The sequence below is a fragment of the Mesorhizobium sp. M7A.F.Ca.CA.002.09.1.1 genome (assembly GCF_003998555.1).
Lineage (GTDB): Bacteria > Pseudomonadota > Alphaproteobacteria > Rhizobiales > Rhizobiaceae > Mesorhizobium > Mesorhizobium ciceri.
Genome location: NZ_RZRR01000547.1, coordinates 1 through 3,867 on the forward strand (window position 1 = coordinate 1; position 3,867 = coordinate 3,867).

The 3,867-nt window shown below is 64.8% G+C and carries 4 protein-coding genes; all 4 read right to left on the reverse strand.

Going from position 1 to position 3,867, the window contains the following annotated elements:
* Nucleotides 1-828: FGGY family carbohydrate kinase (locus EN994_RS21650; protein WP_245466058.1), on the reverse strand; the 828-nt coding region annotated here is incomplete at its 3' end.
* The gene (locus EN994_RS21655; protein WP_024502046.1) at nt 825-1,508 is read right to left on the reverse strand and encodes an HAD family hydrolase; all 684 of its coding nucleotides are present in this window, start codon (nt 1,506-1,508) and stop codon (nt 825-827) included. The genes EN994_RS21650 and EN994_RS21655, both read right to left, overlap by 4 nt.
* A gap of 15 nt (nt 1,509-1,523) precedes the next feature.
* On the reverse strand, nt 1,524-3,002 hold the full coding sequence (locus tag EN994_RS21660; protein ID WP_063169749.1) for a mannitol dehydrogenase family protein: 1,479 nt from the start codon (nt 3,000-3,002) through the stop codon (nt 1,524-1,526).
* A gap of 146 nt (nt 3,003-3,148) precedes the next feature.
* Nucleotides 3,149-3,867, reverse strand: a 719-nt coding sequence (locus tag EN994_RS21665) for an L-iditol 2-dehydrogenase (RefSeq protein WP_127307799.1), incomplete at its 5' end; no start/stop codon positions are given.

The following is a 3,867-nucleotide window of genomic DNA, read 5'->3' on the forward strand; positions in this document are numbered from 1 at the left end:
CGACAGCACGCTGCCGAAATCGCCGCGCGCGCCGACCGTGCCGACGCCCCCGGCATGCGCGTCGATCAGTCCGGCCGCCACCGCGGTGCCGGGGTTGAGACCAAGGTCTGCTGCTGCCTGCGCGGTCAATCCGCCGCCGAGTGCGGCACCGGCCGGCACGATCTCGGTGCCGATGCGCGCGAATGCCTCGTCGGCCAGCGCGCCGAGGCCGATCTTGCGGAAATACGTCTCGTCCCAGCGGCTCTCATGCGCCAGATAGGTCCATTTGGCGGTCAGCGTGCATTGCGAGCGGGCCAGCGAACCTGTCGCTTGCCAGGTCAGGAAATCGGTGAGATCGAATAAATAGCCGGCTTCATTCCAGGTCTCCGGCAAATTGCGCTTCAGCCACATCAGCTTCGGTGTCGCCATTTCCGGCGACATGACGCCGCCGACGTAATTCAGCACGGCGTGGCCGCTTGCCGTGCATTCGTCGGCCTCCGCGATGGCGCGGTGGTCGAGCCAGACGATGGTGTCCCAGCGCTTGTCGCCCGTGGTCGAGACGCTGAGCTGGCCGCCTTGCCGGTCGCGCACCACCAGCGAACAGGTGGCATCGAAGGAGATGCCGACGACCTCCTCGGCAGCTATGCCGGCCTTTTCGCGGGCAGCGCGCACGGCGGCGCAGACGGCCGACCAGATATCGCGCGAATCATGTTCGGCGTGATCGGGCTTCGGCTGGTTCATGGCGATCGGCCGCTCGGCGCGGCCGAGCAAGGTGCCGTTGGTGTCGAGAATGCCCGCGCGAGCGCTCCCGGTGCCGACATCGACCGCGCAAACGAACTGTTTCGTCAAGATGCTCTGTCTCTCGCTCCCAGGCCTGCAATCAGATCGGGCAATTGCAGCATGTCAGCGAATATAAAGTCCGGTTCACTCGACGCAAGCCGCGCTTTCAAGGTCGGGTTGCCGGCATGCGAGCCGCCGGTGAAGGCAAACACGCGCATCCCCGCCGCCCGCGCGGCAATGATGCCGGCCGGGCTGTCCTCGATGACGAGGCATTTGCGTGGATGGGCCCGCATGCTGGCGGCGGCATGCAGGAACAGGTCCGGCGCGGGCTTTCCCTTGGCCACCATGGTGGCACTGAACAGGTGCGGTTCCATCAGCCCAAGCAATCCGGTGACGTCGAGCGCGTAGCGGATGCGGTCGAGCGTGCCCGAGGACGCGACACAGAACGGCAGCCCAAGCTTCGGCAGCATCTTCTTGACACCGGCGATCGGCTTCAGCTCCTCGCGGAATTTGCGCATCAATTCGACGCGCATCTCGGTCAGGTGCAGGTCGGTGATATCGAGCCCGAAGTCGCGGCCGAGGATCTCGCGCACGCTTTTCATGCTCTTGCCGAGGAAATGCTCGTAGGCGGCATCCTCACTGACGCTGCCGCCGGCAAGCCTGACCATGCCGAGCAGCGCCGAGACGGAGAGCGCCTCGCTGTCGACCAGCACGCCATCGCAGTCGAAAATGACCAGTTCAGGCGTCATGGCCGAGAATGGCTCTCAGAGCTTGCCGGCGAGGTAGCGCGTCAGCGTGGCGCGCGCGCCATTCGCCCACAGCACGTTGAGCGCATGGGCAAAGGCCTCGACAAACGCCGTTGCGCGGCCGACATCGCCATAGATGTCCTCCATGGCGAGCCAGGCGGCGGGAGCGTCCTTTGCTGCCTTTGCCGTCGCCTGCAGCCGGTCCCAACTCGGGTCGTTGGGCTCGATGACGGCGCCGCTGTCCGTCGTGCCGAAGCAGTAGCGGCACCACAATGCCGATTCCAGGGCCAGGCCGGCGACGCTTTTCCCAGCCTTCAGCCGGTCGGCGATGGTCGGGATGATGAACTTCGGCTGGCGGTTGGAGCCGTCGAGGCAGAGCCGGCGCACCGTGTCGCCGATCTTCGGGTTGGAGAAGCGGCTCTCGATGAGCTGGTAATAGTCTTCCAGAACCGTGTCCGGCACCGGCGGCACCGTCGGGATGATTTCGTCCCGTTCGAGCTTGGCCAGAAAACCGCTCACCAGCGGCTCCTGCATCGCCTCATGCACGAAATGGATGTCCATCAGGCCGGCCGGATAGGCGATCGCTGCATGGCCGCCATTGAGGATGCGGATTTTCATCAGTTCATAAGGCGCAACGTCTTTGACGAACTGCACGCCGACCTTTTCCAGCGGCGGCCGGCCATCGGTGAAATGGTCCTCCAGCACCCACTGCCGGAACGGCTCGCAGAACACCGGCCAGTTGTCCTCGAGGCCGAAATCCTTGGCCAGGATGCCGCGCTCGCGGTCGGTGGTGGCCGGCGTGATGCGATCGACCATGCCGTTCGGAAAGGCGACATGCTCGCTGACCCAGTTCGCCAGATCCTCGTCGATCAAACGGGCCAGGCCGATGACGCCATCCGAGGTGACATGGCCATTGTGGGGAATGTTGTCGCACGACATCACGGTGAACGGCACGGTGCCTTCATCGCGGCGGCGCATCAGCCCGGCAAGGATGATGCCGAACACCGTCTTCGGCGTGGCGCCGGCCTGCGCGTCGGCGACGATGTCGGGATGGGTCGGGTTGAACACGACGGAGGCCGGGTCGATGAAATAGCCACCTTCGGTGATGGTCAGCGAAACGATCTTGATCGCCGGGTCGGCAAGCCGTTCGATCACACCGGCCGCATCGCCGGGCATCAGGAAGTCGATCATCGCGCCGGTGACGCGTGCGCTCATATGGCCGCTATCCTGCTCGACCACCGTGGTGAGCCAGTCCTGCTCTTCCAGTTTGCCGCGACCGATCTTTTCGCCGTCGAACACGCCGGCACCGATCAGCGCCCAGTCATGGCCGATGCCCGCATTGAACAGATCGTCGAGATAGACGGCCTGATGCGAGCGGTGGAAATTGCCGACGCCGAAATGCACGATGCCGGCCTTCAGCGTCGCGCGGTCATACTTCGGACCTGCGACGTTGGCGGGCAGCTTGGAGAGGTTAGAGGACGAGAGTTTCACGGTCATCTGTTTTACCCTTTGGCCGGGTTTCGGCCTTCGTTACGCTCCTCTCCCCGTCGGGGAGCGGATAAGGGGTGGCACTTGCTACGCGCCCGCTGAAGTCGGCCTCTGCTCCCCGCGGAGGGACGAGGAGCAGAGGCCGTCCCCCGCCCTCAACTCATCCACTGGCCGCCATCGACATTGTAGGTCTGGGCGACGATGTATTCGGCGTCGCTGCTGGCGAGAAACACAGCCATGCCGGTGAGGTCCTGTGCCGTGCCCATGCGGCCATACGGCACCGCCTCGCCGACCAGTTTCTTCTTCTCGCCCCTCGGCCGGTTCTCATATTTGGCGAACAGCGAATCGACGTGATCCCAGTGCTCGCCGTCGACGACGCCAGGGGCAATCGCGTTGACGTTGATGCGGTGCTTGATCAGGTCGAGCCCCGCCGACTGGGTCAGCGAGATGACGGCGGCCTTGGTGGCGCAATAGACGCCGACCAGCGCCTCGCCGCGCCGTCCGGCCTGGCTCGCCATGTTGATGATCCTGCCGCCCTTGCCTCGCGCGATCATCGAGCGGGCGGCTGCCTGCAGCATGAACAGCGTGCCGGCGACATTGACGGAAAACAACTTGTCGTAGCTTGCCCTGGTGATTTCGACGATCGGCGCCAGGTCGAACAGGGCGGCGTTGTTGATCAGGATATCGAGGCCACCGGTCTTCGTCTCGACGGCTTTCACCGCCGCCTCGATCGAGGCGAGGTCGGTGACGTCGAGCTTGACCGCATAGGCCTTGCCGCCAATCTCGGCGGCGGTCTTCTGCGCCGCCTCGAGATTGATGTCGCCGATGGCGACGGTTGCGCCTTCGCCGGCATAGGCTTCGGCGAAGGCGCAAC

What these genes read in the sequence shown, in the direction of transcription:
- EN994_RS21660 (WP_063169749.1), bottom strand. Translation starts at nt 3,002, where the DNA reads ATGACCGTGAAACTCTCGTCCTCTAACCTCTCCAAGCTGCCCGCCAAC.
- EN994_RS21655 (WP_024502046.1), bottom strand. Translation starts at nt 1,508, where the DNA reads ATGACGCCTGAACTGGTCATTTTCGACTGCGATGGCGTGCTGGTCGAC.